Source organism: Geobacillus thermocatenulatus (assembly GCF_002217655.1).
GTDB lineage: Bacteria > Bacillota > Bacilli > Bacillales > Anoxybacillaceae > Geobacillus > Geobacillus thermocatenulatus.
Window position 1 is genome coordinate 569,189 of record NZ_NEWK01000001.1, and the last position, 21,660, is coordinate 590,848.

Below are 21,660 nucleotides of genomic sequence, written 5' to 3' on the forward strand. Positions count from 1 at the left end.
ATCCCTTTGGAACACGAAGGGATGCTTATTCAATGATCCCGGTGTCGCGGATGCGGACGTCCGCTGTGATGCGAAACGGCAGATGGCGGTAGCGACGATAAAAGTCGCGGTAGCTGAAATGGCGGTACTGGCTTTTGGCCCATTCGCCGAGGCCGATGGGATCGATGTTCTGTTCCTGAAAGCGGCGGAGAAGGTTGCTGGCGTTGATTTTGATCTCCTTTTCAAACTGTTGTTGAACAGCCTGTTGAGTCGATGGGGTGAACGGCCCTTGTTTATGTTCCCGTATGACCCCTTCAAGAGAAAGATGAATGTGGAGATGCGGCCGCGTTTTCGGCCCTGAAAAGGAAATAGTCCGTTTTGTTGAAATGTTTTTGACGGACGCGTAATTGCCTTTTTGCAGCCGAACCGTATGAGTCCCTTCTGTATAGGAGTCGGTCAGGATTTTAAAGAAGAACATGTTGTTTCGCTCAATATAATCGACGACCCGGTCACCGCGAAATAAGGCGATTCCCTCGACTTGTACATCTTGGCCGACCTGTCGGAGATACGGCAAAAAGGGGTCTTGGCCATCGGCATAGTACATTTTCAAAAACAGATGCAAATTCGTTTTGGGCACGTCCCGCTGTTCAATGTTATGTTTGAGCAGATTGGAAAGATAAATGCCATTTCCTTGACGGCTGTAATGCCCTTTTAATAACTGTTCGGCCGTTCCGTCGACAACGGCTAAATACAGCCCAGTTCCGATGCTGGAATCACGATGGAAGTTATCGACAAATGGGAAAAGGCCATGTTCCGCCAATCGTTTTCCATACAACGCCACTTCAATGCTTCCGTTGACAAGAGGTTCGGGCGTTTTATGCTGCAGCTCTTCAAGAATATCTTTCGTGCTGACGGAAACGGCGGTTAATGTTTTATTGGCTGTCTCTTCTTTTTTATAAATAGGGATGAGCACGGTGCCTTTTATTTTGGTTGGGCTTACATAATCGAACCCGACGGCGCTTTCAATATTGATGTCGTCTAAAATTTCCTTGCGCAGGCAGCCGGAGAGCAGCGATGCGGCCATAAGAACAAGAAGAAACGTCTTTCCGTTCATAACTTTCCTCTCACTTTCATCCGAATATACGTGAACGCCGCCAAACATGGCAGCCATACATAAAGAAAATAAAAGCCGATTCGGTTTAAGATCGAATTGATCATATTGACGCCAGTCCGGTCATGAATGGCGAGCGTGCCAAGAAAGCATCCGATGGCTACAAGGAACAAAGCGGTTTTTTGCCGAACCGGAAGCACCTTCTTGCATATGCGGGAAGAGCACCAAAGCCCTAAGCATACGTTTGGCAGAATGACAAACAGCCAATTGGCAATGCCAATATACTCAAACCGTTCGATGAACGGCATCTCAACCATTTTCCACATCGTCAACGTCGCCCAAATTTGGCGTTGCAGCTGTTTTTCGCTAAAATAGGCCAATGTCAACACGGTGAGCAGTGTGTAAAACAGGGTGGTGGTCAATAAAGCAGCGTGCGCCCATTTGGCCGATTGTTTTCCGCTTTTCAGGAAAGGGTAAAAGAACAAAACCGTTTCATATCCAAGCATAGTTAAGGTCATTTCTTTGGCTGCTTTGACAATGTTGGAGAGCGGGTGATCCAAAATCGGGAGCAGTCTGTAAAAGTCGGTATAATCGAAGACAAACCAAAACGTAAACAGCAGATAGCTAGGAATGATTAAGCAAAAAAAGCAAATGCCGACGACAATCCGAAAACCGCCCAATGTGATGTACAAGCAAAGAAGCAAAAAGGCGAGCGAAAACTCCCATGTGCGCAAATCGGGAAACATCCATACTTGAATGACTTCGATATAGGTGCGCAGGACAACGAGTGACATGGAGGCAAAGTAAGCAGCCATTGCCAAAGAAAGAACGTTGCCGAGCCAGCGGCCGAATAATTGCTGATGCAAGAGGATGAAGTCGCCATCCGCCTGCTGCAAAAGCCAATACATTAAGGCAAGCACGAGGTGTCCTGCCGCGCCAGCTAACAGGACGGAAATCCATGCATCATGTCCCGCCGTTTTCGAGATGATGCGTTGAAAGCCAAGGACACCAATGCCGATTTGCATGGACATAATGATAAAAAAGGCCATGAAGGCAGAAACTTGAGACCGTTCCGCGACAGAAGCCATCTTCGTCCTCCTGCAAAATGATCATCTATTCATCAATATCTCGCTTTTCCTTTGCTTTTTTGCCATCGAATCGAATCGGCTGCGGCGTTCTGAGTGAGCTTGGCCGCTTCGCTTGGCTTGTAAACGGAAGGCGGATGAGCGCGTCCTTCCAATCCTTCCAACGCGGTGGATACAGCGGCGCAAGAAATGGCCGTCCCAGTGAGGTTAAAGAAAGCAGATGGGTCATGACGATGCAAAAGCAAAACGCCACCCCGAGCAGCCCCCACATTTCGGCAAACAATAAAAATGGAAAACGCATCAAGCGAATCGTATTGCCCATTTTGTAGACAGGGGTAGTAAAGGATGCCAGCGCGGCAAGCGCCACCAAGATTAACAAGACATTGCTTGTCAGCCCGGCCTCAACGGAAGCCGTCCCAATGACAATCCCGCCGACGATGCCGATTGTTTGCCCGACTTTGGTTGGCAGCCGCGCCCCGGCTTCACGCAAAAGCTCGATGGTCAACTCGAGAAACAACACTTCCACAATGGGCGGAAACGGAATTTCCTTCCTTGAAGTAATGAGCGTCCCCAACAAATCTTTCGGTATGAGCTCATAATGGTAATTCAACGTCGCCACATAAATAGGTGTAATCAAAATGGAAAAGGCGACAGAAAAAAGACGAATGAGACGAAAAAAGGAAGCAATAATCCAGTTTAGAAAATAGTCTTCAAAAGATGAAAAAAACTCGACGAGAGTGGTCGGACCGATGAGCGCATGCGGCGAACCGTCCACCAAAATCGCGACTTTTCCTTCCGCCAGCACCGCGGCTACTCGGTCAGGGCGTTCGGTGTCAAGCAGTTGTGGAAACAGGGAATGTCGGTTGTCGGAAATCAGCTGGACGATATAAGAGCTGTCAATGACTTCATCAAATTCGACTGCCTGGATGCGCTGCGACACCGTTTGCACGTTTTCCGGGTCCGCAATGCCATCGATATACACAACGGCTAATTTCGTCTTCGATAATGTTCCGACTCGAAACATGTTGACGGTCAAGTGATCCGAGGGAATGCGCTTGCGCAACAAATATAAATTCGTTTCCAATGATTCAATAAATGACTCTTTCGGGCCGACGACGCTAAATTCCACTTCTGGAATGGTCAGTGTCCGCTCGAGTGTCTTTTGCGCTTTGACCAACAATCCGGTTTCATCGGTTTCGTTCAGCCGAATGAGCAAATAGCCTTCGAGCAATTTCTGTTTCATGTCATTCGGGTCAGAGGAAAGATACGCCTCGTCCAACGGCAGCGCACCGCACAGGTCTTGTAGTGTCGAAAAGTGATAATGAAGCAAATAAGGAAAAATATTTTTAACAGCAATTTCGATATCAATCATGGGTTCAATATACGACACCCATATTCGCTGCCCAGACGTTTGGTTTCGGTACACTTTTGTTTGGAAATCAAGGGAACACCCTAACGTTTGCAGCATGCTCCACACGGATTCGGATGGCGCTGCCATCCTTTTCTCCCCTTTCTGCACCCGGTCTTCTTAACGGATTGAGAAAGAGGATGTCCTCCTGCTGTTCGGACATCCCCTCGTTTTGTTATTGCATGGCATTTCGTTGATAAGGGAGCTGATTCGTATACCCTTGGAACTGCTGGTACGTTTGCTGAAGCTTTTGTGGATCGGCGGCTTCAAGTTTGTACCATCCTTTTTTGAACATCAAGTTGTACAAGTCGCGCTGACAGTTTTGCGTTTCGGTGAAAATATTCATCATATCTTGATATAACGGTTGGTTGCTCGCTTCATGCAAGTACACGCTGTATGACAACGTCATGTATTTTTCCGTCGCCAGCATGTCATTGAGAAAATCGCGCTCGTTCATTTGCGGCGTTTTCGGCACTTGTGTCTCCGGATTTTGCACTTGTTTCGTGTTCATGCATCGTTCCTCCTTTCACATCACCGGCGGCTGCGGCGAGGCTTGCAAATGGCGCAGCATCATTTCATAATGGCGTTGATGCATTTGTCCAGCGCGCTCGATCGCCTGCACTACTTCGGGATCCCGACATTGCGAGGCGAAAAAGTGCGCCTTTTTCGCCGCCAGCAAGTTCCATGACATCATATCGGAAAAATACATGGCGTCTTTGGTGGACACCATTTGCGGCGGCTCAGGCATCGCCGCCTGCGGGTTCGTTTGCGGTTGCTGTTGCACCATGGTTCGCTCCTTTCGTTGGTTGTTCGCTTGTAGATTGTCCAGCGAGTGGAAAATTATACATAAATAAAAAATAAAACGTCAGGAAAAAACATATTCAATAGAACGGAAACATGGTACAATAAGAAACGGTGAATGCGTTTCCATACAAGGAGGCTTGCAACAGTGGAGCAGTTGATGCGCGATTTTTTCCTGTTCTTATCGAAAAATAAAACATTGACGAAATGGGCGAAACGATACGGCCTCCGCTTCGGCGCTTCACGGTTTGTCGCCGGCGAAACGATCGAGGAAGCGGTGCGCGTCATCCGCCAGCTGAACGAAAAAGGATTGGTGGTCACGGTCGACTATTTGGGTGAGTTTGTTGACAATGAGCAGGAAGCGAATGAGATGGCGCGCCATTGCTTGGAGGCGATTGAGGCGATCAGCCGGGAGAAGTTGAACTCGCAGCTGTCGTTGAAAATGACATCGATGGGGCTTGACATTTCTGATGACCTTGTCATGCGCAATATGCGCCGCATTTTGGATGCGGCAAAACAGCACGGCGTGTTTGTGACGATCGATATGGAAGACTATTCGCGCTGCCAAAAGACGCTGGACATTTTTAAAACGTTGAAAAAAGAATACGACAACGTCGGCACGGTGCTGCAGGCGTATTTGTACCGGACGGAACAAGACATTGAAGATTTAAAGCCGTACCGCCCGAACTTGCGGCTCGTCAAAGGAGCGTACAAAGAGCCGCCTGAAGTGGCGTTTCCGGATAAAAAAGATGTCGATGAGAACTTCAAGAAGATCATTAAAATGCATTTGCTAAACGGCAACTATACGGCGGTGGCGACGCATGACGACGCCATCATCGAATATACGAAGCAGCTCGTGAAAGAATACAACATCCCGAACAGCCAGTTTGAATTCCAAATGCTGTACGGCATCCGCCCAGAGCGCCAACTCGAGCTGGCGCGCGAAGGATATACGATGCGCGTGTACGTTCCGTACGGCACGGACTGGTATGGATACTTTATGCGCCGGCTCGCCGAACGACCAGCCAACGTGGCGTTTGTTTTAAAAGGCATCTTCCGCAAGTAGGGGCGCAAAACAGAGGAAAACGCCGGCGGCCGCCGAGCGTTCGGGCGCAGAAGGGGACAGGCATTCAGCGTGCGGTCATGAAGCCGATTTCCATTTCAAACCATGGCCGCTGCATATCCCGAGGCGTCCGATGGTCATTTGAGGGAAAGGCCGTTCAGATCGTGCGGCCTTTCTTTGCTTTCCCCCATATTTGCAGCCATGACAGGCGGGAGCTGACGACGTGGGCGTCAGCTCCCTTGCATGTTGTGCTTTTTGTACTGCTGGTTTTGGCTTGTCCGTTTGCCGCCGCCGTCGTCTTCGACCGTCGGGCCGGCGTTTCCTTTGACGCTTGCGGCGCTGACGCCGCGTTCAGACGGATTTTTTTTCAACCGGGCCATCGTCTTCACCTCCTGTTTGTTAGTATGGATGAAAGAACGGCGCCGATGTGAAAAAAATGTGCGCAAATATATTGCGAAAATTACCAACATACTATATATTGAATATAGAGAACGTTTTCACGGTTATTTTTTTCGCTGAAAAATGAATGATGATTCATTCAATGGTGTGAGGGGGAACCGAAATGGCAAAACGCATTCGGCGCGCCGCGGTGCTTGGGTCCGGCGTCATGGGTTCGGGCATTGCCGCCCATTTGGCGAATGTCGGCATTCCGACGCTGCTGTTGGATATCGTGCCGCGGGAATTGACGAAAGAGGAAGAAGCAAAAGGTTGGACGCTCGAGCATAAACAAGTGCGCAACCGCCTCGCCAATCAGGCGCTCGAAAGGCTGCTCAAGCAAAAACCGGCGCCGCTCATGTCCAAAGACAACATCGCTTTAATTGAAACGGGCAACTTCGAGGATGACTTCCACCGGCTCGCGGAAGTCGATTGGATCATTGAAGCCGTTGTGGAAAAGCTGGACGTGAAAAAAGCGGTTTTCGCCCGCGTCGACGAGGTGCGGACGCCGGGGACGATCGTCAGCTCGAACACATCCGGCATCTCGATCGCCGCGATGGCGGAGGGGCGTTCGGATGATTTCAAAAAACACTTTTTAGGCACGCATTTCTTCAACCCGCCGCGCTATTTGAAGCTGCTGGAGATCATCCCGACGGAGCATACGGATCCAGATGTGGTCGCCTATATGAAATCGTTCGGCGAAGACGTGCTCGGCAAAGGCGTTGTCATGGCGAAAGATACGCCGAACTTCATCGCCAACCGGATTGGCACGTACGGGCTGCTTGTCACCGTCCGGGAGATGATGCAAGGCGGCTACAGCGTCGGCGAGGTCGATTCGGTCACCGGGCCGCTCATCGGCCGGCCGAAAAGCGCGACGTTCCGCACGCTTGACGTCGTCGGGCTCGATACGTTCGTGCATGTCGCCAACAACGTGTATGAAAACGTCGAAGGGGAAGAAAAAGAGGCGTTCCGCGTCCCGGAGTTTATGAAAACGATGCTGGAAAACGGCTGGCTCGGCAGCAAATCTGGACAAGGCTTTTTCCTCAAGCAAGGAAAAGACATTTTTGAGCTGAACTACGTCACGATGCAATACGAGCCGCGCAAAAAGCTTGTCACCCCGGCGGTGGAGATGGCGAAGCAGGCGAAAGGAGCGGCTGCCAAGCTGCAAACGCTCGTGTATGCCGATGGCGACCGCGCGGGAACGCTCCTTTGGAACATCATCGCGCCGACGTTGCTGTACACTGCCCGCCTTGTCGGGGAGATCGCCGACGACATCGTGGCGATCGATCAGGCGATGAAGTGGGGGTTCGGCTGGGAGCAAGGTCCGTTTGAACTGTGGGATGCGATCGGCCTCGAGAAGTCGGTGCGCAAAATGCAGGCGGAAGGGCGCGACATCCCGTCGTGGATCACGGACATGCTCGCCGACGGAGCCACATCGTTCTATCAAACGAAAAACGGCCGGCTGTTCTATTATGCGCCGGGCGGGTATAAACCAGTAGAAGAAAACGAAAAAGTCATCCACATCCGCCGGCTGAAAGAGGCGCGCGGCGTCATCAAGAAAAATGCCGGCGCCAGCCTCATTGACCTCGGCGACGACGTGGCGCTTCTGGAGTTCCATTCGCCGAACAACGCGATTGGCGCCGATATTGTCCAAATGATCAACGAGGCGCTTGAGGAAGTCAACCGCAACTACAAAGGTCTCGTCATCGGCAACCAAGGGAAAAACTTCTGCGTCGGCGCCAACTTGGCGATGATGCTCATGGAGGCGCAAGATGAAAACTTCTTTGAATTGGAGCTTGCCGTCCGCCAGTTCCAGCAAGCGCTCATGCGCGTCAAATACAACCCGAAGCCGGTCGTTGTGGCGCCGTTTGCCATGACGTTAGGCGGCGGGGCGGAAGTGAGCTTGGCGGCTTCGCGCATCCAAGCGGCGGCCGAGACGTACATCGGGCTCGTCGAAGTCGGCGTCGGCTTGATTCCGGGCGGCGGCGGCAACAAGGAGCTGTACATCAAACGGTTGAACAGCCTGCCGCGCGGCGTGGACGTCGACTACGTCAAAATCGCGGCCAGCGTATTTGAAACGATCGCCATGGCGAAAGTGTCGACGTCAGCGGCGGAAGCGCGCGAGCTTGGCTTCTTGAATCACCGCGACGGCATCACGATGAACGGCGACCATCTGCTGTATGAAGCGAAACAGGCGGTGCTCTCGATGTATGAGGAAGGGTACCGGCCGCCTGTAAGGAAGAAAGTGCCGGTGGCCGGCGAAAGCGGCTATGCCGCCATGCTGCTTGGGGCGCAGTCGATGTTCCATTCCGGCTACATCAGCGAGCACGATTTGAAAATCGCGAAAAAATTGGCGTATGTTCTAGCCGGCGGCAAAGTGCCGTACGGAACGGAAGTCGACGAGCAATATTTGCTCGATCTCGAGCGCGAGGCGTTTTTGAGCCTCATCGGCGAGCCGAAGACGCAAGCGCGCATGCAGCATATGTTGGTGAAAGGAAAACCGCTCCGCAACTAAAGCGGAGGAGATCAAGGGGGGGATTGGCGTGAGAGAAGCGGTCATTGTCGCAGGTGCGCGCACACCGGTCGGCAAAGCAAAAAAAGGAACGCTCGCCCACGTGCGGCCGGATGATTTAGGAGCGCTCGTCGTCAAAGAAACGATCAAGCGCGCGGGGAACTATGAAGGAAACATTGATGACTTGATTATCGGGTGCGCCATGCCGGAGGCGGAGCAAGGATTGAACATCGCCCGCAACATCGGCGCGCTCGCCGGGCTGCCGTATACCGTGCCGGCGATCACGATCAACCGGTATTGCTCGTCCGGTTTGCAGGCAATCGCCTATGCGGCGGAACGGGTGATGCTCGGCCATTCCGATACGGTCATCGCCGGCGGGGTCGAATCGATGAGCATGGTGCCGATGATGGGGCATGTCGTCCGCCCGAACGCCCGCTTGGCGGAAGAAGCGCCGGAATACTACATGTCGATGGGGCACACGGCCGAGCAAGTGGCGAAAAAATACGGCGTCAGCCGCGAGGACCAAGACGCGTTCGCGGTGCGCAGCCACCAGCGCGCCGCCAAGGCGATTGCCGAAGGGAAATTCAATGAAGAAATCGTGCCGGTCGAGGTGACGGTGCGCAAAGTAGAAGGCAACAAACTCGTTGAGGAGAAAGTCGTCTTTACACAAGATGAAGGCGTGCGCCCAGACACGAATATGGAAACGCTCGCGAAACTCCGGCCGGCGTTTGCAGTAAACGGCACGGTCACAGCCGGCAACGCGTCGCAAATGAGCGACGGGGCGGCGGCGGTCATGGTGATGGACCGCGAAAAAGCAGAGTCGCTCGGCTTGAAGCCGCTCGGCAAGTTTCGTTCGTTCGCGGTTGCCGGCGTGCCGCCGGAAGTGATGGGGATCGGCCCGATCGCGGCGGTGCCGAAAGCGTTGAAGCTGGCCGGTCTTGAGCTGTCCGACATCGGTTTGATCGAGCTGAACGAAGCGTTCGCCTCGCAATCGATCCAAGTCATCCGCGAACTTGGATTGGATGAAGACATTGTCAACGTCAACGGCGGGGCGATTGCGCTTGGCCACCCGCTCGGTTGCACGGGCGCGAAGCTGACCTTGTCTTTGCTTTACGAAATGCGGCGCCGCAACGTGCAGTTCGGCATCGTCACGATGTGCATCGGCGGCGGCATGGGAGCGGCTGGCGTGTTTGAGCTGCTGTAGCGGCAGCAGACATCAAGCGGGCTTCATCAGCTCGCGCGAGGCATGCATCCGCATTTGCCCGGCTGCATGGAACGTCTATTTCCCGGGCGGCGTTGCCGCCCGGATCATCCATCATCTTTCGGGGGAGGAAATCAACGATGGCCAAAACGATGGAAGAAGCGATCAAAGGCGGCAGCTTTTTGATTGAAGACATTCCGGCGGAGCGCGTGTTTACGCCGGAAGATTTCACCGACGAGCATCATATGATTGCCAAAACGACGGAAGAGTATGTCAACAATGAAGTGCTCCCGCAACTCGAGCATTTGGAAAACCACGAGTTTGACCGTTCCGTGAAATTGCTTCGCAAAGCGGGCGAGCTCGGCTTGTTAAGCGCTGACATTCCGGAAGAATACGGCGGTTTGGGCCTAGATAAAGTGAGCTCGGCCATCATTGCGGAAAAAATGGCGCCGGCCGGCGGTTTTGCCATTTCGCACGGGGCGCACGTCGGGATTGGCTCGCTGCCGATTGTGTTGTTTGGCACGGAAGAACAAAAACAAAAATATTTGCCGTATTTAGCGACCGGCGAAAAAATCGCCGCCTACGCCTTGACGGAGCCTGGCTCGGGTTCGGACGCCCTCGGCGCGAAAACGACGGCGAGATTAAACGCGGAAGGCACGCATTACATTTTAAACGGCGAAAAACAATGGATCACCAACTCCGGTTTCGCCGATGTATTTGTCGTCTACGCGAAAGTGGACGGCCAGCACTTTACGGCGTTCATCGTGGAACGCGACTTCCCGGGCGTGTCGACCGGTCCGGAAGAAAAGAAAATGGGGATTAAAAGTTCGTCGACAAGAACGCTCATTTTGCAAGATGTGCCGGTGCCGAAAGAAAACGTGCTCGGTGAAATCGGAAAAGGCCATGTCATCGCCTTCAACATTTTGAACATCGGCCGCTACAAGCTTGGGTTAGGGGCGGTCGGCGGCGCGAAGCGGGCGCTCGAAATCACGCTCCAATACGCCAACCAGCGCCAGCAATTCAAACGCCCGATTTCGCAGTTTACGCTGACACAAGAAAAATTCGCGACGATGGCGTCGCGCCTGTATGCCGCCGAAAGCTCGGTGTACCGCACGGTCGGCTTGTTCGATGAACGGATGGGCCTGCTGGATGCGGAAAAGGCGAAAGACGGCAAGGAAGTGGCGAAATCGATCGCCGAATATGCGATCGAATGCTCATTGAACAAGTTTTTTGCGACGGAAGTGCTCGATTACATCGTGGATGAAGGCGTGCAAATCCACGGCGGGTACGGCTTTATGCAGGAATACGAAATTGAGCGCGCCTACCGTGATTCGCGCATCAACCGCATTTTCGAGGGGACGAACGAAATCAACCGCCTGCTCGTTCCGGGCATGTATTTGAAAAAGGCGTTAAAAGGCGAGCTGCCGCTCTTCCAAAAAGCGCAGCAGCTTCAGGAAGAACTGATGATGATGACCGCCGAAGAGCCGGGAACGGGCGTGCTGGAACAAGAGAAATACTTGGTGCGCAACGCCAAAAAAATCGCCTTGATGGTCGCCGGCTTAGCGGCGCAAAAATACGGCCAGCGCATTGAAGAAGAGCAAGAAGTGCTTGTGAACATCGCGGACATTGTCTCGAACGTTTACGCGATGGAATCCGCGCTCTTGCGCACGGAAAAAGCGATTCAAGCAAGCGGCGAGGAGAAAAACAAACAAAAATGGCTGTACACGCAAATTTTCTGCCAAGAGGCGTTCAATGAAATTGAAGCCCATGCGAAAGAAACGCTCGTCGCCGTCGAACAAGGCGACACGCTGCGGATGATGCTCGCCGCGCTCCGCCGGCTGACGCGCCATACGCCGATCAACGTGATCGCGAAAAAGCGCGAAGCGGCCGCCGCGCTCATTGAAGCCGAACGGTATATTGTGTGATAATGGGAAGTGCCAGGCAGACTGCCTGGTGCTTCTTCTTTATGTCTTGACAGGGAGGAATGGCGATGGCGTATATGTTGTATTGGTATCCAAAATGCGGAACGTGCCGGAAGGCGAAGCGTTGGCTCGATGAACACGGCATCGATGTGCAAACAGTGCATTTGGTCGACGAACCGCTGACGAAAGAAAAGCTGGCTGAACTGCACCGAAAAAGCGGGCTGCCGCTCAAAAAATTTTTTAATACGAGCGGCATGAAATACCGTGAGCTTGGCTTGAAGGACAAGCTCGATCGCGCATCGGAAGACGAGATGCTCGATTGGCTCGCCTCGGACGGAATGCTCGTCAAACGGCCGATTTTGACGGACGGCGAGAGGGTCGTCTTGGGCTTTCGCGAACAAGACTACGAGGCGTTTTTCGCCAAGAAGGCATAAAATTTTTTGCAAAATCGCGTCAAGACAGTGAGTTTTATTGAAAAATCGGTTATGATGAAGAAGAACATATTTTGATTTTGCTGCGATGGAGGGATTCGATGAACACGCCGAAAGAACTTCGTTACACAAAGGAGCATGAATGGGTGCGTGTGGAAGGAGAGAACGTGCGCATTGGCATTACAGATTACGCCCAGTCAGAACTTGGCGACATCGTCTTTGTCGAGCTGCCGGAAGTCGGCGCGGAGGTTGTGGCCAACGAGCCGTTCGGCAGCGTCGAATCGGTGAAAACGGTCTCGGAGTTGTATGCGCCGGTCAGCGGCACGGTCGTTGAAGTGAATGAGGCGTTGAACGACCATCCAGAGTACGTGAACGAATCGCCATATGACAAAGCGTGGATGATCGTCGTCAAACCGAACGATTTGAGCGACATCGACAATTTGTTGACGGCGGAACAATACGAGGCCATGATCAACGAAGGATAAACGTTCCTGCAATCTTCGCTTCGATTCGGGCACTCTATACATACCGGAATTTGATTGAAAAAAGGGGTGCTCGCGATGCTGCAAACGACGCGCATAGATGTCACGGACCGGATCATCGGCAAACTGAACGGCTGCTCGCTGGAGTTGTACGAGGAAGGAGAGCTCATCGGGCGCCTTCCGCTTCCGGCGGCCGTCCCGTTGAAATATGGATATATCGAACAAAACGGGCGAATTTTCAAGCAGGTGACCGCTACCGTTGAACCGAACCAAAAATATGTCGACTGCGACGGGGAAGCGGGCTGGTGTTGAAAGGCAACGGTGCGATGCCGTTGCTTTTCTGTTTCCACCTTTCGCCGGCGCGGGGCATACCATATCGTATCACCTTTCGAAGTAAGGTGGGTCGGACATGCGACGCGTGGAAAAAGTCATCATTGTGGAAGGGCGATCGGACAAGCAAAAGGTGGCGGCCGTCCTGAAAGAGCCTGTCATCATCCTTTGCACGAACGGCACGATCAGCGACGCGCGCTTGGAAGAATGGGCTGATGAGCTGGAAGGATATGATGTGTACTTGTTGGCGGATGCCGATGAGGCGGGAGAAAAATTGCGCCGGCAGTTTCGCCGCATGCTTCCAGAAGCGGAGCATCTTTACATTGACCGGGCGTACCGTGAAGTGGCGGCCGCTCCGATTTGGCACTTGGCGCAAGTGTTGCTGCGCGCCGATTTCGACGTCCGCATCGAATTGCTGATGAAAGGGAGAGGCGAGTGAACGCGATCGATCGAAACGATGTCAAGCGAGTGGTGGAAGGCGAGCCGCTTCTCGCCCTTTACTTGTACACCCCGCTGTGCGGCACGTGCCAGCTGGCGCGGCGGATGCTTGTGGTGGTGGAGAAGTTGTTTCCGGCGCTTCCGTTTTACGAAACAGACATCAACTATATTCCCGAACGAGCGGCTGAGTGGAAAATTGAAAGCGTTCCTTGCCTGCTTCTTTTTCAGGATGGAGCGATCGCAGGCAAGTGGTATGCCTTTCATTCCGTTCCGTATTTGTACGAAGTGCTTCAAGCACGCTTGCCGGTCAAGTGATTCGCCTTTTTTTGACGCTGTTTGACACATTTCTTGGGAAATGACAAAAACGGCGCTCGTTCGTCAACGGGTTGTCGAGATTTTTGTAAAGGATTTCTCCTCTTCAGGTGGAAGTGAAAAAATAAAAATGGGGGAGGGGATATCCATGGAAATGCGTGAATTAGTCGGACAGTTCGTGGAACGGATGCAAGTGTTGCGCCATTTGATGCCGATTTTGCCGGATGAGCAGCTGTGTGTTCGGTTTGAAAGCGGGGATGAAACCGCCTTGCTTTTGATCGGCAGGGAACCAGCCGCTTTAGGGATGGAACACGATGAACGGAAAACATTGACTGTGCGCGGCTCCAAAGAGGCGCTCGCGTCCCTGCTGAACGGCGAACTGAAGCTGCAGCAGCTCATCCGCCTGCAAGAAGTGCACGTGTCAGGAAGCTTCCGTCAGCTGTTGCTTCTTGAATCGCTCCTCCATTTGGCTAAACCGTATCGGCATGTTGGGTGAAAAAATTGTTGACAGCGTTCGACAAGCGGTGATACAATCACATTCGTAAATCAATTGCATAGGCGATTGTTGCGCTCTTATCAAGAGAGGTGGAGGGATGTGCCCAATGAAGCCCGGCAACCGTCAGCGCGTGCGCTGAAATGGTGCCAATTCACACAAAGCGGCCTGCTTTGAGAGATAAGAGACGGAATGGTGCACAATACCTTTCTGTTCTCTGCGGGCAGAAAGGTTTTCTTTTTGCGCTCTGCCGCTTGGGAAGGAAGGTGAAACGATGATTACACTCGAACAAGTGACAAAAATCTATCAAGCGGCCAACGGCTCAGTCACGGCCGTCGACAATGTGTCGCTTGAGATTCGCGAAGGGGAAATTTTCGGCATTATCGGCTACAGCGGCGCGGGGAAAAGCACGCTCATCCGATTGCTTAATGGGCTCGAGAAGCCGACGAAGGGCCGGGTCGTCGTCGCCGGGTGCGATATGACGCGCGTGAAGGGCCGAGAGCTGCGCAAGGCGCGCCAAGAAATCGGGATGATTTTTCAGCACTTCAACTTGCTTTGGTCGCGCACGGTCAGGGAAAACATTGCGTTTCCGCTCGAGATTGCGGGCGTTCCGAAGGCGGAGCGGCAAAAGCGGGTGGATGAATTGATCGAGCTCGTCGGGCTCGCGGGACGGGAAGATGCGTATCCGTCGCAGCTGAGCGGGGGACAAAAGCAGCGCGTCGGCATCGCTCGAGCGCTCGCCAACAACCCGAAAGTGCTGCTTTGCGACGAGGCGACATCGGCGCTCGACCCGCAGACGACCGATGCGATTTTGGACTTGCTCGTTGACATCAACAAGCGCCTCGGGCTGACGATTGTGCTCATCACCCATGAAATGCACGTCATCCGCAAAATTTGCGACCGCGTTGCGGTGATGGAAAGCGGCCGAATCGTCGAGCAAGGCGACGTGCTGCATGTGTTCCGAAACCCGCAGCAGCCGATTACGAAACGGTTCGTCAAGCAGCTGATCGAGCCCGAGGAGACGGAAGAGGCGATTTCCCATTTGTTTGGCCAATACCCGAGCGGGCTGATCGCGCAGCTGACGTTCGTCGGCGCGGCCGCCGGAAAGCCGCTCATCAGCCAGGTCGTGCGGCAATTTGCCGTCGATATCAATATTTTGCAAGGGAAAATTTCGCAAACCCATCAAGGCGCCTATGGGGTGCTGTTCATTCACCTCGACGGAGCGGCCGATGAAATCGCCCGGGCGCTTGACTATATTCAACGCCAGCAAGTGGAAGTGGAGGTGATTCACGATGCTCGCTAACCTCCTGCCGAACGTGCAATGGGAGAAAATGTGGGCGGCGACGGTCGAGACGCTGTACATGACCGGGATGGCGGTCGCGGCCACTTTCGTCCTCGGGATCGTTCTTGGCTTGCTTCTATTTTTGACAGCGAAAGGCAACCTATGGGAAAACCGGTTTGTCAATACAGTGATTGCGGCGTTTGTGAACATTTTCCGCTCGATTCCGTTTATTATTTTGATCATTTTGCTCATTCCGTTTACCACCTGGCTCGTCGGGACGATGCTTGGCGCCAATGCGGCGCTGCCGGCTCTGATCATTGGGGCCGCGCCGTTTTACGCCCGCATGGTGGAGATCGCCCTTCGCGAAATCGACAAAGGCGTCATCGAAGCAGCCCAAGCGATGGGCGCCTCAACGTGGACGATCATTTGGAAAGTGCTCTTGCCTGAATCGCTTCCAGCGCTTGTCTCCGGCATTACGGTGACGGCCGTGTCGCTCGTCAGCTATACGGCGATGGCTGGAGCCATCGGCGCCGGCGGGCTTGGGAACTTGGCGTATTTGGAAGGATTCCAGCGCAACCATAACGATGTGACGTTTGTCGCGACCGTGTTGGTGCTCGTCATTGTCTTTGTCATTCAGTTGATCGGTGACGTTGTCACTTCAAAAATCGATAAACGATAAAGGAGGAAGAAGTCGATGAAAAAATGGCTTGGTGCGCTGCTCGCCGCCGTTCTCGTCTTCGCCTTGGCGGCATGCGGCGGCAAAGACAACAACAGTGCATCCGAAGGAGAAAAAGGCGGCGAAATGGTGAAGCTGAAAGTCGGTGCGTCGAACGTGCCGCATGCGGAAATTTTGGAAAAAGCGAAACCGATTTTGAAGAAAAAAGGCATCGACTTGGAGATCATCACGTTCCAAGATTACATCTTGCCGAACAAAGCGCTGGCGGAGAAGCAAATTGATGCCAACTATTTCCAACACATTCCGTATTTGGAATCGCAAAAGAAAGAATACGGCTATGATTTCGTCAACGCCGGCGGCATTCATATCGAGCCGATCGGCTTATACTCGAAAAAATACAAAAGCATTGAAGAACTGCCGGACGGCGCGACGATCATCATGAGCAACTCGGTCGCCGACCATGGCCGCATTTTGTCGATGTTGCAAGAAAAAGGGCTCATTAAATTGAAACCGGGCGTCGATAAAACGAAAGCGACAGTCAATGACATCATCGAAAATCCAAAGCATTTAAAATTTAAGGCCGATGTCGACGCCGGGCTTCTGCCGCAAATTTACAAAAACGGCGAAGGCGATGCGGTGCTGATCAACGCCAACTATGCGCTTGACGCCGGTTTGGATCCGGCGAAAGACCCGATCGCCGTGGAGTCGCCGAAAAACAATCCGTATGTGAACATTATTGCGGTGCGCAAAGGCGATGAAAACCGGAAAGAAATTAAAACGCTTGTCGAAGTGCTGCAATCGAAAGAAATCCAAGATTTCATTAAAGAAAAATACCACGGCGCCGTCATTCCAGCGGCGGAAAACAATCCATAACGGGAGCATTTCGCTTCCGTTTTTTTTGTCCAAAAAAAAGAGCCGCCCGAAAGTTCAAAACGATTTTGGATGGAGAGACACCGCGGCTGATCTGCTTTCCCGCGCTTCATCGGCCATTCAAACGCGCCAGTACGGCGGCGAGCATGACGATGATGACGCAGTTTTGCAGGGCGACCACTGTCGTTAAACTGAAGATGACGTCCCCGTGTTCACCGAGAATGCTGCCGATGATGATCCATGCCAAAAACGAAGCGAAAGCGGCGGTTAAGGTAAAGACAACCCAACGAATCAATGGCATTGCCCCCTTTCCTATGATGATGGAAGTGGAACAGAACCGTTCGTTTTCATCATCACATTCCGTCGATGTTGGTGAAACGGTGGTGTTTCCACACGCTTTCAATACTATTCGTTGTTTAATTTCGTTTTCCTTCATGCATACTAACAGCAGAAACGAACAAAGGGAGGAAAATGATGATGAACAACGGAACACATGCATCGGTCGAAGCCGCGCTTCGCCACTACAAGGAAGGGCTTGGGGCGTTTACCCAAAAACTTCCGAACGTAGCCGAACGGTTTAACGCGTTTACGGAAGCGTGCTTTGCCGAGGGGGCGCTGTCGAAAAAAGAAAAACAATTAATCGCCCTCGGCATCAGCTTGGCGTCGCAGGATGAATATTGCATCATTTACCATGCGAAAGGCTGCCTTGATGAAGGGGCGTCCGAACAAGAAATGTTGGAAGCGTGCGCGGTGGCGGCCGCGTTTGGCGGCGGGGCGGCGATGAGCCAGGCGGTGACGCTCGTGCAGGAATGCCTCCGCGAGCTGCGGACAGCTCACTAGACTCCGGAGAGAACGGGGTCTTTTTTTTGCAAAAACTCGTACAAGCTTGCGGTTTTCGTGTAAAATAAATAAAAGATGCGGTTTTTCACACGGACATCGTGAAAAACAAGGCAGGGAAGTTGCAGGCAGTTTTCATTTGTTATAAAATGATAATGAGAATAAAATGAGAATGAACGATCGCTAGAAGACAAGCGAGCGAACTGACTCTCAATTGGGAATTGGAGGTATGCTGCATGGCGGTATTGACGATTCGCAATCTCCACGTCGCCGTGGAGGGAAAAGAAATTTTAAAAGGAGTGAACTTGGAAGTCAAAGGCGGGGAAATCCACGCCATTATGGGTCCGAACGGAACGGGGAAATCGACGCTGGCATCGGCTATTATGGGCCATCCAAAATATGAAGTGACCGAAGGATCGGTGACGCTCGACGGCCAGGATGTCCTCGAGATGGAAGTCGACGAGCGGGCGCGGGCCGGCCTGTTTTTGGCGATGCAATATCCGAGCGAAATCAGCGGGGTGACGAACGCCGACTTCCTGCGGGCGGCGATCAACGCTCGCCTTGGCGAGGGCAACGAAATTTCCCTCATGAAATTCATCCGCAAGCTCGATGAAAAAATGGCGTTTCTCGAAATGAATCCGGATATGGCGCACCGTTACTTGAACGAAGGATTCTCAGGCGGGGAGAAAAAGCGGAACGAAATCTTGCAATTGATGATGCTCGAACCGAAAATCGCCATTTTGGACGAGATTGACTCCGGGCTTGATATTGACGCGCTCAAAATTGTCGCCAAAGGCGTCAACGAAATGCGCAGCAGCGAGTTCGGCTGTTTGATCATCACCCACTACCAGCGGTTATTGAACTATATCACGCCGGATTACGTGCACGTCATGATGCAAGGGCGCATCGTCAAATCCGGCGGTCCGGAGCTGGCGCAGCGGCTTGAGGCGGAAGGGTACGACTGGATCAAAAAAGAACTCGGCATCGAAGATGAAACGGTCGGGCAAGAAGCGTAAGCGTTAGGAGGAGGACTATGGCGACAGAAACGAAAATCCCATTCGATGAAACCTACATCCGCACATTCTCAAGCGGACGCGGCGAACCGGACTGGCTGACCGAGCGGCGCCTTGAGGCGCTTCGGCTGTCGGAGCGGCTGCCGCTTCCGAAACCGGAGAAGACGAAAATCGACAAATGGAACTTCACCGGCTTCTCACGCCATGTGGTCGACAGCGCGCCGTATGATGGTCTTGACGATTTGCCGGAAGCAGTCAAGGCGCTCATCGAGGCGGGCGAAGGAACGAAAAACTTGTACGTGCAGCGCAACCATACGCCGGCGTACGTGTCGCTGTCCGATGAATTGAAGGAGAAAGGCGTTATTTTCACCGACATCTTCACAGCAGCGCGCGAGCATGGCGATTTGCTGAAACACTATTTGATGACGGCGGTCAAGCCGGATGAGCACCATCTTGCCGCGCTCCATGCGGCGCTGTTCAACGGCGGCGTGTTTGTCTATGTCCCGAAAAACGTGGAGATTGAAACGCCGCTCCAGGCGGTCTATATTCAAGACGAAGACGACATCGCCTTGTTTAACCACGTGATCATTGTCGCGGAAGACAACAGCCGTGTCGTGTTTGTCGAAAATTATTTATCGGCGCATGAGCAAGGAAAAGCAGCCGTCAATATTGTCGCCGAAGTGTTTGCGAACGCCAACGCGCGCGTCTTTTTCGCCGCCGTCGACCATTTGGCAAAAGGTACCACGACGTATGTCAATCGGCGCGGCATCGCTGGGCGCGACGGACGGATCGAATGGGCGCTCGGGCTGATGAATGACGGCAACACGGTCTCCGAGAACATCACCCGCCTTGTCGGCGACGGCTCGTTCGGCGATACGAAAACGGTCGCGGTCAGCCGCGGCGAGCAAGTGCAAAACTTTACGACGAGCGTCGTCCATTACGGCAAGCATACAGAAGGGACAATTTTGAAGCACGGCGTTGTCCGCGACAGCGCGACCTCGATTTTCAACGGCATCGGCAAAATTGAGCACGGCGCGTCAAAATCGAACGCCGAGCAGGAGTCGCGCGTCTTGATGCTGAGCGAAAAAGCGCGGGGCGATGCGAACCCGATTTTGTTGATTGACGAAGACGACGTCATGGCCGGCCACGCGGCCTCGGTCGGGCGCGTTGACCCGATCCAATTGTATTACTTAATGAGCCGCGGCATTCCGAGACGAGACGCGGAACGGCTCATCATCCACGGCTTTTTGGCGCCGGTCGTCGAGGCGATTCCGCTTGAAGGCGTGAAAAACCAATTAATTGAAGTGATTGAAAGGAAAGTTCAATCATGAATGTGAATAACATTCGCGCGTTGTTTCCGATTTTGCATCAGGACGTCAACGGCCATCCGCTCGTTTATTTCGACAGCGCGGCGACATCGCAAAAGCCGCTGCCGGTGATTGAGGCGCTTGACCGCTACTACCGCGAATACAACTCGAACGTCCACCGCGGCGTCCATACGCTCGGGACGAAGGCGACCGATGCGTACGAAGGGGCGCGCGAAAAAGTGCGGCGGTTTTTAAACGCCCAATCGGCGCAGGAGATCATCTTCACACGCGGCACGACGGCGTCGCTCAATTTGGTCGCCTCCAGCTACGGGCGCGCCAATGTCAAAGAAGGCGATGAAATCGTCATCACATACATGGAGCATCACAGCAACTTGATTCCATGGCAGCAGCTGGCGAAGCAAACGGGCGCAACGCTGAAATACATTCCGCTTCAGGAAGACGGCACGATCGATCTGCGCGATGTCGAGGAGACCGTCACCGAAGCGGCGAAGATCGTCGCCATCGCCCATGTGTCGAACGTGCTCGGCACGATCAACCCGGTGCGGGAGATCGCCCGCATCGCCCATGAGCGCGGCGCGGTCGTCGTCGTCGATGCGGCGCAAAGCGCTCCGCATATGAAGGTCGATGTTCAGGAACTTGATTGCGATTTTCTCGCCCTTTCCGGCCATAAAATGTGCGGGCCGACGGGAATCGGCGTATTATATGGCAAAAAGAAATGGCTTGAGCAGATGGAGCCGATCGAGTTCGGCGGCGAAATGATCGATTTTGTCGAGCTGTACGACTCGACGTGGAAAGAGCTGCCGTGGAAGTTTGAAGGCGGCACGCCGATCATCGCTGGGGCGATTGGCCTTGGGGCGGCGATCGATTTCCTTGAACAAGTCGGCTTGGACGCCATCGCCGCCCATGAACACGAGCTGGCGCAATATGCGCTTAGCCGAATGGCGGACATCGAAGGCATCACCGTCTATGGGCCGAAAGAGCGGGCCGGGCTTGTGACGTTTAACATCGACGGGGTGCATCCGCACGATGTGGCGACGGTTCTTGACGCCGAGGGAATCGCCATCCGCGCCGGCCACCATTGCGCCCAGCCGCTCATGAAATGGCTCGGCGTGACCGCAACCGCCCGGGCGAGCTTTTACCTTTACAATACGAAAGAGGAAATCGACCGGTTCATCGCCGCATTACAGAAAGCGAAGGAGTACTTCAGCCATGTCTTCTAATCATCCGTTGGATCAGCTTTACCGCCAAGTCATTATGGACCATTATAAAAACCCGCGCAACCGCGGGGTGCTTGAGGGCACGAACGTCGACGTCAACATGAACAACCCGACGTGCGGCGACCGCATCCACTTGACGATGAAAGTCGAAGACGGAAAAGTCGCCGACGTCAAATTTGAAGGGGAAGGCTGTTCGATTTCAATGTCGTCGGCGTCGATGATGACGCAGGCGATCAAGGGGAAAACGGTGGAAGAAGCGCTTCGGCTCGCTCATATTTTTTCTGACATGATCCAAGGGAAAGAGTACGACGATTCCGTCGACCTTGGCGACATCGAAGCGCTCCAAGGCGTTTCCAAGTTTCCGGCCCGCATCAAATGCGCGACATTGGCGTGGAAAGCGCTCGAAAAAGGGCTGCATCACCACTAATCTAAAG

25 protein-coding genes and 1 riboswitch are annotated in these 21,660 nt (G+C 53.3%); of the genes, 18 read left to right on the forward strand and 7 right to left on the reverse strand.

Features of this window, described 5'->3' with window-relative positions:
• Positions 1–25: 25 nt before the first annotated feature.
• The 5 genes from B9L19_RS02925 to B9L19_RS02945 form a co-directional block, all read right to left on the reverse strand.
• Positions 26–1,093: a Ger(x)C family spore germination protein gene (locus B9L19_RS02925; protein WP_025949926.1), complete on the reverse strand. Its 1,068-nt coding sequence runs from the start codon at positions 1,091–1,093 to the stop codon at positions 26–28.
• A complete protein-coding gene (locus B9L19_RS02930; protein WP_025949927.1) occupies positions 1,090–2,178 on the reverse strand; it encodes a GerAB/ArcD/ProY family transporter in 1,089 nt (362 codons plus the stop codon). The genes B9L19_RS02925 and B9L19_RS02930 overlap by 4 nt, the downstream gene beginning before the upstream one ends.
• A gap of 25 nt (positions 2,179–2,203) precedes the next feature.
• Positions 2,204–3,673, reverse strand: coding sequence for a spore germination protein (locus B9L19_RS02935; RefSeq protein WP_025949928.1), 1,470 nt, complete (start codon positions 3,671–3,673; stop codon positions 2,204–2,206).
• Positions 3,674–3,758: 85 nt separating this feature from the next.
• Positions 3,759–4,094: a spore coat protein gene (locus B9L19_RS02940; RefSeq protein WP_025949929.1), complete on the reverse strand. Its 336-nt coding sequence runs from the start codon at positions 4,092–4,094 to the stop codon at positions 3,759–3,761.
• 15 nt (positions 4,095–4,109) lie between these two features.
• Complete coding sequence (locus B9L19_RS02945) at positions 4,110–4,367, reverse strand: hypothetical protein (RefSeq protein WP_025949930.1); 258 nt, start codon at positions 4,365–4,367, stop codon at positions 4,110–4,112.
• A 165-nt stretch (positions 4,368–4,532) separates the two neighbouring features.
• On the opposite strand from B9L19_RS02945, the gene B9L19_RS02950 reads away from it, so the two are divergent.
• Positions 4,533–5,450, forward strand: a complete 918-nt coding sequence (locus B9L19_RS02950) for a proline dehydrogenase family protein (protein WP_025949931.1) — start codon at positions 4,533–4,535, stop codon at positions 5,448–5,450.
• A gap of 227 nt (positions 5,451–5,677) precedes the next feature.
• Here B9L19_RS02950 and B9L19_RS02955 read toward each other — a convergent pair whose 3' ends face one another.
• Positions 5,678–5,827, reverse strand: a complete 150-nt coding sequence (locus tag B9L19_RS02955; RefSeq protein ID WP_075261379.1) for a YuzL family protein — start codon at positions 5,825–5,827, stop codon at positions 5,678–5,680.
• A 182-nt stretch (positions 5,828–6,009) separates the two neighbouring features.
• On the opposite strand from B9L19_RS02955, the gene B9L19_RS02960 reads away from it, so the two are divergent.
• The 12 genes from B9L19_RS02960 (at position 6,010) to B9L19_RS03015 (ending at position 16,834) form a co-directional block, all read left to right on the forward strand.
• Positions 6,010–8,397: a 3-hydroxyacyl-CoA dehydrogenase/enoyl-CoA hydratase family protein gene (locus B9L19_RS02960; protein WP_025949932.1), complete on the forward strand. Its 2,388-nt coding sequence runs from the start codon at positions 6,010–6,012 to the stop codon at positions 8,395–8,397.
• 28 nt (positions 8,398–8,425) lie between these two features.
• The gene (locus B9L19_RS02965; RefSeq protein WP_025949933.1) at positions 8,426–9,598 is read left to right on the forward strand and encodes an acetyl-CoA C-acetyltransferase; all 1,173 of its coding nucleotides are present in this window, start codon (positions 8,426–8,428) and stop codon (positions 9,596–9,598) included.
• Between the two features lie 137 nt (positions 9,599–9,735).
• Positions 9,736–11,520 (forward strand): acyl-CoA dehydrogenase family protein, encoded by a 1,785-nt coding sequence (locus B9L19_RS02970; protein WP_025949934.1) that lies wholly within the window; start codon positions 9,736–9,738, stop codon positions 11,518–11,520.
• A gap of 65 nt (positions 11,521–11,585) precedes the next feature.
• Positions 11,586–11,951 (forward strand): arsenate reductase family protein, encoded by a 366-nt coding sequence (locus B9L19_RS02975; RefSeq protein WP_025949935.1) that lies wholly within the window; start codon positions 11,586–11,588, stop codon positions 11,949–11,951.
• Between the two features lie 98 nt (positions 11,952–12,049).
• On the forward strand, positions 12,050–12,433 hold the full coding sequence (gcvH, locus tag B9L19_RS02980; RefSeq protein WP_025949936.1) for a glycine cleavage system protein GcvH: 384 nt from the start codon (positions 12,050–12,052) through the stop codon (positions 12,431–12,433).
• A gap of 75 nt (positions 12,434–12,508) precedes the next feature.
• On the forward strand, positions 12,509–12,742 hold the full coding sequence (locus B9L19_RS02985) for a YusG family protein (protein WP_025949937.1): 234 nt from the start codon (positions 12,509–12,511) through the stop codon (positions 12,740–12,742).
• 97 nt (positions 12,743–12,839) lie between these two features.
• Entirely contained in the window at positions 12,840–13,199 is a 360-nt protein-coding gene (locus B9L19_RS02990; RefSeq protein ID WP_025949938.1) for a toprim domain-containing protein, read from the forward strand.
• Positions 13,196–13,513 carry a thioredoxin family protein gene (locus B9L19_RS02995; RefSeq protein WP_025949939.1) on the forward strand — a complete coding sequence of 106 codons (318 nt, stop codon included), beginning with the start codon at positions 13,196–13,198 and terminating at the stop codon, positions 13,511–13,513. The genes B9L19_RS02990 and B9L19_RS02995 overlap by 4 nt, the downstream gene beginning before the upstream one ends.
• Before the next feature lie 145 nt (positions 13,514–13,658).
• Positions 13,659–14,006, forward strand: coding sequence for a hypothetical protein (locus B9L19_RS03000; RefSeq protein ID WP_025949940.1), 348 nt, complete (start codon positions 13,659–13,661; stop codon positions 14,004–14,006).
• Between the two features lie 74 nt (positions 14,007–14,080).
• A riboswitch (SAM riboswitch) is annotated at positions 14,081–14,190 on the forward strand.
• An 87-nt stretch (positions 14,191–14,277) separates the two neighbouring features.
• The gene (locus tag B9L19_RS03005) at positions 14,278–15,306 is read left to right on the forward strand and encodes a methionine ABC transporter ATP-binding protein (protein WP_025949941.1); all 1,029 of its coding nucleotides are present in this window, start codon (positions 14,278–14,280) and stop codon (positions 15,304–15,306) included.
• Positions 15,296–15,964, forward strand: coding sequence for a methionine ABC transporter permease (locus B9L19_RS03010; RefSeq protein ID WP_025949942.1), 669 nt, complete (start codon positions 15,296–15,298; stop codon positions 15,962–15,964). Before B9L19_RS03005 ends, B9L19_RS03010 begins: the two co-directional genes overlap by 11 nt.
• Before the next feature lie 15 nt (positions 15,965–15,979).
• Positions 15,980–16,834: a MetQ/NlpA family ABC transporter substrate-binding protein gene (locus B9L19_RS03015; RefSeq protein WP_025949943.1), complete on the forward strand. Its 855-nt coding sequence runs from the start codon at positions 15,980–15,982 to the stop codon at positions 16,832–16,834.
• Positions 16,835–16,940: 106 nt separating this feature from the next.
• Here the strand turns inward: B9L19_RS03015 and B9L19_RS03020 are convergent, their stop codons facing one another.
• The gene (locus tag B9L19_RS03020; protein ID WP_025949944.1) at positions 16,941–17,132 is read right to left on the reverse strand and encodes a hypothetical protein; all 192 of its coding nucleotides are present in this window, start codon (positions 17,130–17,132) and stop codon (positions 16,941–16,943) included.
• Between the two features lie 176 nt (positions 17,133–17,308).
• Here B9L19_RS03020 and B9L19_RS03025 point away from each other — a divergent pair, with 176 nt between their 5' ends.
• The 5 genes from B9L19_RS03025 (at position 17,309) to sufU (ending at position 21,653) form a co-directional block, all read left to right on the forward strand.
• A complete protein-coding gene (locus B9L19_RS03025; RefSeq protein WP_025949945.1) occupies positions 17,309–17,671 on the forward strand; it encodes a carboxymuconolactone decarboxylase family protein in 363 nt (120 codons plus the stop codon).
• 233 nt (positions 17,672–17,904) lie between these two features.
• Positions 17,905–18,684 (forward strand): Fe-S cluster assembly ATPase SufC, encoded by a 780-nt coding sequence (gene sufC, locus B9L19_RS03030; protein WP_025949946.1) that lies wholly within the window; start codon positions 17,905–17,907, stop codon positions 18,682–18,684.
• A gap of 17 nt (positions 18,685–18,701) precedes the next feature.
• Positions 18,702–20,012, forward strand: coding sequence for a Fe-S cluster assembly protein SufD (gene sufD, locus B9L19_RS03035; RefSeq protein ID WP_025949947.1), 1,311 nt, complete (start codon positions 18,702–18,704; stop codon positions 20,010–20,012).
• A complete protein-coding gene (locus B9L19_RS03040; protein WP_025949948.1) occupies positions 20,009–21,229 on the forward strand; it encodes a cysteine desulfurase in 1,221 nt (406 codons plus the stop codon). The genes sufD and B9L19_RS03040 overlap by 4 nt, the downstream gene beginning before the upstream one ends.
• Positions 21,219–21,653, forward strand: coding sequence for a Fe-S cluster assembly sulfur transfer protein SufU (gene sufU / locus B9L19_RS03045; RefSeq protein WP_015375744.1), 435 nt, complete (start codon positions 21,219–21,221; stop codon positions 21,651–21,653). The genes B9L19_RS03040 and sufU overlap by 11 nt, the downstream gene beginning before the upstream one ends.
• Positions 21,654–21,660: the final 7 nt, after the last annotated feature.

Bases quoted from the DNA above. Each gene is read 5' to 3' on its own strand.
- B9L19_RS02925 (WP_025949926.1), bottom strand. From the start codon at position 1,093: ATGAACGGAAAGACGTTTCTTCTTGTTCTTATGGCCGCATCGCTGCTC.
- B9L19_RS02930 (WP_025949927.1), bottom strand. From the start codon at position 2,178: ATGGCTTCTGTCGCGGAACGGTCTCAAGTTTCTGCCTTCATGGCCTTT.
- B9L19_RS02935 (WP_025949928.1), bottom strand. From the start codon at position 3,673: ATGGCAGCGCCATCCGAATCCGTGTGGAGCATGCTGCAAACGTTAGGG.
- B9L19_RS02940 (WP_025949929.1), bottom strand. From the start codon at position 4,094: ATGAACACGAAACAAGTGCAAAATCCGGAGACACAAGTGCCGAAAACG.
- B9L19_RS02955 (WP_075261379.1), bottom strand. From the start codon at position 5,827: ATGGCCCGGTTGAAAAAAAATCCGTCTGAACGCGGCGTCAGCGCCGCA.
- B9L19_RS02960 (WP_025949932.1), top strand. From the start codon at position 6,010: ATGGCAAAACGCATTCGGCGCGCCGCGGTGCTTGGGTCCGGCGTCATG.
- B9L19_RS02970 (WP_025949934.1), top strand. From the start codon at position 9,736: ATGGCCAAAACGATGGAAGAAGCGATCAAAGGCGGCAGCTTTTTGATT.
- B9L19_RS02975 (WP_025949935.1), top strand. From the start codon at position 11,586: ATGGCGTATATGTTGTATTGGTATCCAAAATGCGGAACGTGCCGGAAG.
- gcvH (WP_025949936.1), top strand. From the start codon at position 12,050: ATGAACACGCCGAAAGAACTTCGTTACACAAAGGAGCATGAATGGGTG.
- B9L19_RS02985 (WP_025949937.1), top strand. From the start codon at position 12,509: ATGCTGCAAACGACGCGCATAGATGTCACGGACCGGATCATCGGCAAA.
- B9L19_RS02990 (WP_025949938.1), top strand. From the start codon at position 12,840: ATGCGACGCGTGGAAAAAGTCATCATTGTGGAAGGGCGATCGGACAAG.
- B9L19_RS03000 (WP_025949940.1), top strand. From the start codon at position 13,659: ATGGAAATGCGTGAATTAGTCGGACAGTTCGTGGAACGGATGCAAGTG.
- B9L19_RS03005 (WP_025949941.1), top strand. From the start codon at position 14,278: ATGATTACACTCGAACAAGTGACAAAAATCTATCAAGCGGCCAACGGC.
- B9L19_RS03010 (WP_025949942.1), top strand. From the start codon at position 15,296: ATGCTCGCTAACCTCCTGCCGAACGTGCAATGGGAGAAAATGTGGGCG.
- B9L19_RS03015 (WP_025949943.1), top strand. From the start codon at position 15,980: ATGAAAAAATGGCTTGGTGCGCTGCTCGCCGCCGTTCTCGTCTTCGCC.
- B9L19_RS03020 (WP_025949944.1), bottom strand. From the start codon at position 17,132: ATGCCATTGATTCGTTGGGTTGTCTTTACCTTAACCGCCGCTTTCGCT.
- B9L19_RS03025 (WP_025949945.1), top strand. From the start codon at position 17,309: ATGAACAACGGAACACATGCATCGGTCGAAGCCGCGCTTCGCCACTAC.
- sufC (WP_025949946.1), top strand. From the start codon at position 17,905: ATGGCGGTATTGACGATTCGCAATCTCCACGTCGCCGTGGAGGGAAAA.
- sufD (WP_025949947.1), top strand. From the start codon at position 18,702: ATGGCGACAGAAACGAAAATCCCATTCGATGAAACCTACATCCGCACA.
- B9L19_RS03040 (WP_025949948.1), top strand. From the start codon at position 20,009: ATGAATGTGAATAACATTCGCGCGTTGTTTCCGATTTTGCATCAGGAC.
- sufU (WP_015375744.1), top strand. From the start codon at position 21,219: ATGTCTTCTAATCATCCGTTGGATCAGCTTTACCGCCAAGTCATTATG.